The sequence below is a fragment of the Mycobacterium sp. genome (assembly GCF_032162605.1).
In the GTDB taxonomy this organism is placed as follows: Bacteria; Actinomycetota; Actinomycetes; order Mycobacteriales; family Mycobacteriaceae; genus Mycobacterium.
In genome coordinates, this window is sequence record NZ_JAVROT010000226.1 from 1 (window position 1) to 5,585 (window position 5,585).

The window sequence follows — 5,585 nt, forward strand, 5'->3', positions numbered from 1 at the left end:
CCCGTGCTGTTGGTGAGGTTGGCGACCGAGCCGCCGTCATCGCCTGTGTACAGCCCGAACGCAACCACCACGGTGACGGCCAGGAGCACGGTCCCGATGATCTCGGCGATCACCGCGGTGTTGTTGACCCGCGCCGCCAACTGGACGCCGACGATGTTGATCAGCACCGTGAACAGCAGGATCGCGATCGCGACGCCAACCAGTACCCCGTCCGGCGGGCTGATGCCCAGTGCCTCGAACAACAGTGGGGTGGCGCCCCGCCCGTGATGCTCATGTACAGCAGGCCGAAGAAGCCCGTGTACCAGCCGTAGGTGGACCCGACCAGCCGTGCGCCCCACTGGTACGCGTAGCCCGCCAGGGGATCTTGGTGCTCAACTCCGCGATCAGCAGCGCCATGACGATTTGACCGGCTGCGGCGATCGGCCACGTCCAAATCGACGCGCTGCCAAACTGATTGATGGCGAATCCGTAGTTCAGGAAGATTCCGGTGGAGATGGAGACGATGGAGAACGAGATCGCGAACAGCGAGAAGAGGCGCAGTGTCCGCTTGAGTTCCTGCTTCTAGCCGAAGGACGCCATTGTCGCGTCATGAGGGTTGTCGAGGTCGGGTGGCGCCGGTCGGGTCAGTTGGGGCCGAAGTGTTTGCGCACTGCGGCGAATGCGACTTCGGTGCCGCGGAGCGCCCGGTCGATGACGGCGTCGTCCATCGCGCAGGACATGAACCAGTTGTGCTTGGGATGCAGATAGACGCCGGAAGCCAGTGCAGCCTCGGCGAAGCACGTCATCCGCAGACGGTCATCGTCCCCCGCGAAGGTTACGTACGGCATGACGTCGGGGCCCGTGTAGGCGATGGTGAGCCGGTTGTCGGCAGCCTGCGCCAGGATGCCCGCCCGCAGTCGTGAGCCGGCACGTTGCATCAACGACACTCCGTCGATGTCGCCGAGGCGGCGGATCGTGGCGAGCGCCGCGGCCATGGGTGTCGCGTTCATCCAGAAGGATCCGGTGAGGAACACCGTTGACGCCGCGTCACGCAACGACTCGAGGCCGGTCACCGCAGCGAGTGGATAGCCGTTCGCGATTGCCTTGCTCCAGGCGCTCAGGTCGGTGCGCACCCCGATCGGTTCCCAACTGCCCCCGTGCGCGAGTCGGAACCCGCAACGGACGTCGTCGACGATCAGCAACGCGTCCAGTTCGTCGCAACGTCGCCGGACGTGCCGGGCGAACTCGACGTCGACGAGCTCCTGGTCTTCACCCTCGACATGCCGGAAAGGCGTCAGCATGACGCCGGCGAGATCGCCGCCGGCCGCCTCGACGGCACGGTCGAAGTCATCGGGGTCGTTGTAGTCGAAGTAGCCCATTGCGGCCCGGTCGCTGGCGAGCGTTCCCGCTGGCACGGGGGTGCACCACGGCGCCGCCCCGTGATAGACGCCGCGCGCCACCAGGACCACCGACCGCGACGTATGAGCCCGGGCGATCGTCAGGCACGCGGTGGTGGCGTCGGTTCCGTTCTTGCCGAACAGAATCCAGTCGGCGTCGCTGATCGCATCGACCAGAGTCTCGGCGAGGTCCACCAGCACCGGCCCTGGCCCGTCGAGGCAGTCACCCAGCTCCATTTGAGCGCGCACCGCCTCGTTGACGACGGGATCGCGATGGCCAAGGACGATCGGGCCCCAGCTGGACATGAGGTCGACGTACTCGGTGCCGTCGACGTCGGTGATCAGCGCGCCATCGCCGGCCCTGAAGAACTGTGGATAGGCCTCAGACATGTTGCGGATCGCTTGATGCCCGTACATCCCGCCGGGCACGACCCTGGCGGCGCGTCGGGTCAGGTCAACGTCGGCGCTCTGGACCGCGGCAACTGAGGTCACGTCTCGCTCCTTGTTCGGATGGGGCAGGTTTCGGCCTGTTGGCATGATTGGCCACCGCTGCTCGCCTGGGAAACACCTGTTACGCCCACATTCACAACGAGCGGGTTGTGAATGCCCTTGAATGCGAGTGAATACGTCTACCGAGACGTCGTCGAGACCATCAATCGGCCTGCTTCGCCGCGTGCTTTGCGACAATTGGGTCGTGGACTTCTATTCCGCCTACCGACACGACTTCGTGCGGGTGGCCGCGTGCACCCATCACACGACGTTGGCCGACCCCTGGGGGAACGCCGAATCGGCGCTGCGGCTGGCACGCGAATGTCATGACGAGGGCGTCGCGCTGGCGGTGTTTCCCGAGCTGACACTGTCCGGGTACTCGATCGAGGACATCCTGCTGCAGGACACCCTTCTCGACGCCGTCGAGGGGGCCGTCGACGAGATCGTGGCCGCGTCCACGGAGCTGCTTCCCGTTCTGGTCGTCGGCGCCCCCCTGCGCCATCGGAATCGGATCTACAACACCGCGGTCGTGATTCATCGCGGGACGGTGCTCGGGGTCGCCCCCAAGTCCTACCTGCCGACCTATCGAGAGTTCTACGAGCGACGGCAGGTGGCGCCGGGCGACGACCAGGGCGGCGTGATCCGCCTCGGCGCCAGGGACGTGCCGTTCGGAGCGGATCTCCTGTTCACCGCGACCGACCTGCCCGGCTTCGTCCTGCACGTCGAGATCTGCGAGGACATGTGGGTACCGATACCCCCCAGTGCCGAGGCCGCCCTCGCGGGAGCCACCGTGCTGGCGAACCTGTCCGGCAGCCCCATCACGATCGGCAGGGCCGACGACCGAAAGCTGTTGGCGCGCTCGGCCTCGTCGCGGTGCCTGGCCGCGTACGTCTACGCCGCCGCCGGCGAAGGCGAGTCGACCACGGACCTGGCCTGGGACGGTCAGACGATGATCTACGAGAACGGTGTACTGCTCGCCGAATCCGAGCGGTTCCCGAAGGGTGAACGCAAGTCGGTGGCCGACGTGGACACCGAGCTGCTGCGTGCCGAACGCCTGCGCATGGGCACCTTCGACGACAACCGGCGCCACCACCGCGACCTCACCGACCGCTTCCGCCGCGTGGAGTTCGCCGTCGACCCGCCGAAGGGTGACATCGGGCTGCGCCGCGCGATCGAGCGGTTCCCGTTCGTCCCGGCGGATCCGGAACGGCTCCAACAGGATTGCTACGAGGCCTACAACATCCAGGTCTCCGGCCTCGAGCAACGGCTGCGGGCGCTGAACTACCCGAAGGTCGTGATCGGGGTGTCGGGTGGCCTCGACTCGACCCATGCGCTGATCGTCGCGGCGCGCGCCATGGATCGGGAGGGGCGTCCGCGCAGCGACATCCTGGCATTCACTCTGCCCGGTTTCGCCACCGGCGACCGAACCAAGGGCAATGCCATCGCGCTCGGCAAGACTCTCGGCGTGACGTTCGCCGAGATCGACATCCGCGACACCGCAACATTGATGCTCACCGAGATGGATCACCCGTTCGCGCGCGGCGAGAAGGTCTACGACGTCACGTTCGAGAACGTGCAGGCAGGTTTGCGCACCGACTACCTGTTCCGGTTGGCGAATCAGCGCGGCGGCATCGTGCTCGGCACCGGCGACCTGTCCGAGCTGGCGCTCGGCTGGTCGACCTACGGTGTCGGTGACCAGATGTCGCACTACAACGTGAACGGCGGCGTACCCAAGACGCTGATCCAGCACTTGATCCGCTGGGTGATCTCATCCGGCCAGTTCGGTGACGACGTCAACACCGTGTTGCAGTCGGTGCTCGAGACCGAGATCACCCCGGAGCTGGTGCCCACCGGCGAGGACGAGGAGATCCAGAGCAGCGAGGCCAGGGTGGGACCGTACGTCCTGCAGGACTTTTCGCTCTACCAGGTACTGCGCTACGGATTCGGCCCCTCGAAGGTCGCCTTCCTCGCGTGGCATGCCTGGAGCGATGCTCAGCGCGGAGCCTGGCCAACGGGCTACCCGCTGGACAAGCGACCGGCGTATTCGCTCAAGCAGATTCGGCAGTGGCTGCAGGTCTTCGTGCAGCGCTTCTATTCCTTCAGCCAGTTCAAGCGTTCGGCGCTACCCAACGGACCGAAGGTGTCCTCGGGCGGTGCGCTATCGCCCCGAGGGGACTGGCGTGCGCCGTCGGACATGTCGGCGCGAGTGTGGCTCGACGAGATCGACCGCGAGGTCCCGGAGGCCTAGCGCTCATAGGTTCCGGTCAGGGTGCGCGCCAGCACGTGTCCCGACGCGGCGCCGAGCACCTTCTTCACCGACGTCGCGTCGGCGGGCACCAGCCGGTCCAGGGCTAGTACGTGGAACCGGTAGCGATGGGGACCGTGGCCGGGTATCGGCCGGGGCCCCGAGTAGCCGTTCTTGCTCAGCATCGTCGGCACGACGCGGACTCCCGGTGTGCCCCCGACGAACTCGCCCTCGCCCATCCCTTCGGTGCCCGCCTCCAGCACGGCGACGCTGTGGAACAGCGGCCTGAGCAGTGGCACGTCGACGTCGTCCAGGAGCAAGACCAGCGCGGCGGCCCCGTCGGGGACCGCGGTCCAGCGCAGTTCGGGGGACACATCGTCGCCGACGCCCCCGCCAGCGTGGCGGCGGGGGATGGGGCCACCTTCGGGGAATGCCGAACTGGTGACCACGATGGTGGTCGGGGCATCCAACTGATGGCCTTCAAGGGGGCTGCGTCCCGGGTCGGCGCGCAGCCGGCGCAACAGCCTGCCGATCGCCGTCATCATGGGCGGATGGTCACCCCGAGCAGGTCTCATGGTTCGGTCACGATTCCAGGCTCACAATCATGTCCAGTTCCAATACGGCATTCACGACCGCGTCGGGGATGGCCATCCGGTAGTTACCGCCCTTCCTGTTGTCGGACATGGCGACGATGACTAGGCCGTGGGATGGGATGACGGAATGTGCTTGCCCGCCGAGTCCCAGCGCGGAGAAGCTGCCCGCCGGGAGCGACGAGCTGTCGTCCTCACCGTGGACCCACCAGAGATACCCATAGTGTCCGAACGGTCTGGCAGGCCCGCGGCCACCAGCGGCCGGGTGCATCGCCGAACGCATTCGACCGGAGTGATCTGCTGGCCTTGCCATTCGCCGCCGTCGAGGTACAGCTGCCCGAATGCGGCGAGGTCTCGCGGGGACAGCGCCATGGCGTAATTGGGATACCTCGTGGTTGCGCCCAACGGGTCGCTGCCGTAGCGGAGGCGACTGTGTGCAAGTGGATCCCAGTCGCGAAAACCCAGCGGCTGCGCGAGCAGACGGTCGACGGCGAACAGCGCACTGATGACGGACTTGCGCACGGAGTTGACCGCCAATGGAACATCTCGGGGCCCTGCGGTATACACGACGTCTCCATGCAGCAGGACGCGGCAGTGCGTGATGCCGTGACGGACCAACGCATCGTCAAGTGCCCGTGACGTCATGCGCCGGCACTTGGGTCGAGCGGCACCACGACGTCCATCACGCCGCGGATGGCGATCTGTTCGGGCTTAGACATCAGGCGCCGCTCCCGGCTCCGCGCATCGCCACCGTGCTGGACCGCAATATCTCGCCCAGTTCGGCGGGCAGGTAACCCTGCGCGGCCAGCCGTGGCATGACTCCGCCCTCGGTGATGATGTCGAGGATCAGGTCGGGTAGCCGGGGTAGCGAGCCAGATGCGCCGG

Annotated in this window: 5 protein-coding genes and 1 pseudogene; 1 reads left to right on the forward strand and 5 read right to left on the reverse strand. The window is 66.6% G+C overall.

Annotated features, from left to right (window positions below):
- Nucleotides 1-242: amino acid permease (locus QOI01_RS13900; RefSeq protein ID WP_526381803.1), on the reverse strand; the 242-nt coding region annotated here is incomplete at its 3' end.
- Nucleotides 243-623: 381 nt separating this feature from the next.
- Nucleotides 624-1,868 (reverse strand): aminotransferase class III-fold pyridoxal phosphate-dependent enzyme, encoded by a 1,245-nt coding sequence (locus tag QOI01_RS13905; protein ID WP_526381805.1) that lies wholly within the window; start codon nucleotides 1,866-1,868, stop codon nucleotides 624-626.
- Between the two features lie 202 nt (nucleotides 1,869-2,070).
- On the opposite strand from QOI01_RS13905, the gene QOI01_RS13910 reads away from it, so the two are divergent.
- Nucleotides 2,071-4,113, forward strand: coding sequence for an NAD(+) synthase (locus QOI01_RS13910; RefSeq protein ID WP_526381807.1), 2,043 nt, complete (start codon nucleotides 2,071-2,073; stop codon nucleotides 4,111-4,113).
- Here the strand turns inward: QOI01_RS13910 and QOI01_RS13915 are convergent.
- From QOI01_RS13915 to QOI01_RS13925, 3 genes and pseudogenes are all read right to left on the reverse strand, one after another.
- The gene (locus tag QOI01_RS13915; protein ID WP_526381809.1) at nucleotides 4,110-4,655 is read right to left on the reverse strand and encodes a YbhB/YbcL family Raf kinase inhibitor-like protein; all 546 of its coding nucleotides are present in this window, start codon (nucleotides 4,653-4,655) and stop codon (nucleotides 4,110-4,112) included. The genes QOI01_RS13910 and QOI01_RS13915 overlap by 4 nt on opposite strands.
- 150 nt (nucleotides 4,656-4,805) lie before the next feature.
- Nucleotides 4,806-5,345 (reverse strand): hypothetical protein, encoded by a 540-nt coding sequence (locus tag QOI01_RS13920; protein ID WP_526381811.1) that lies wholly within the window; start codon nucleotides 5,343-5,345, stop codon nucleotides 4,806-4,808.
- A 73-nt stretch (nucleotides 5,346-5,418) separates the two neighbouring features.
- Nucleotides 5,419-5,585: pseudogene (locus QOI01_RS13925) on the reverse strand (LeuD/DmdB family oxidoreductase small subunit); the annotation flags it as partial.

What these genes read in the sequence shown, in the direction of transcription:
- QOI01_RS13915 (WP_526381809.1), bottom strand. Translation starts at nt 4,655, where the DNA reads ATGATGACGGCGATCGGCAGGCTGTTGCGCCGGCTGCGCGCCGACCCG.
- QOI01_RS13920 (WP_526381811.1), bottom strand. Translation starts at nt 5,345, where the DNA reads ATGACGTCACGGGCACTTGACGATGCGTTGGTCCGTCACGGCATCACG.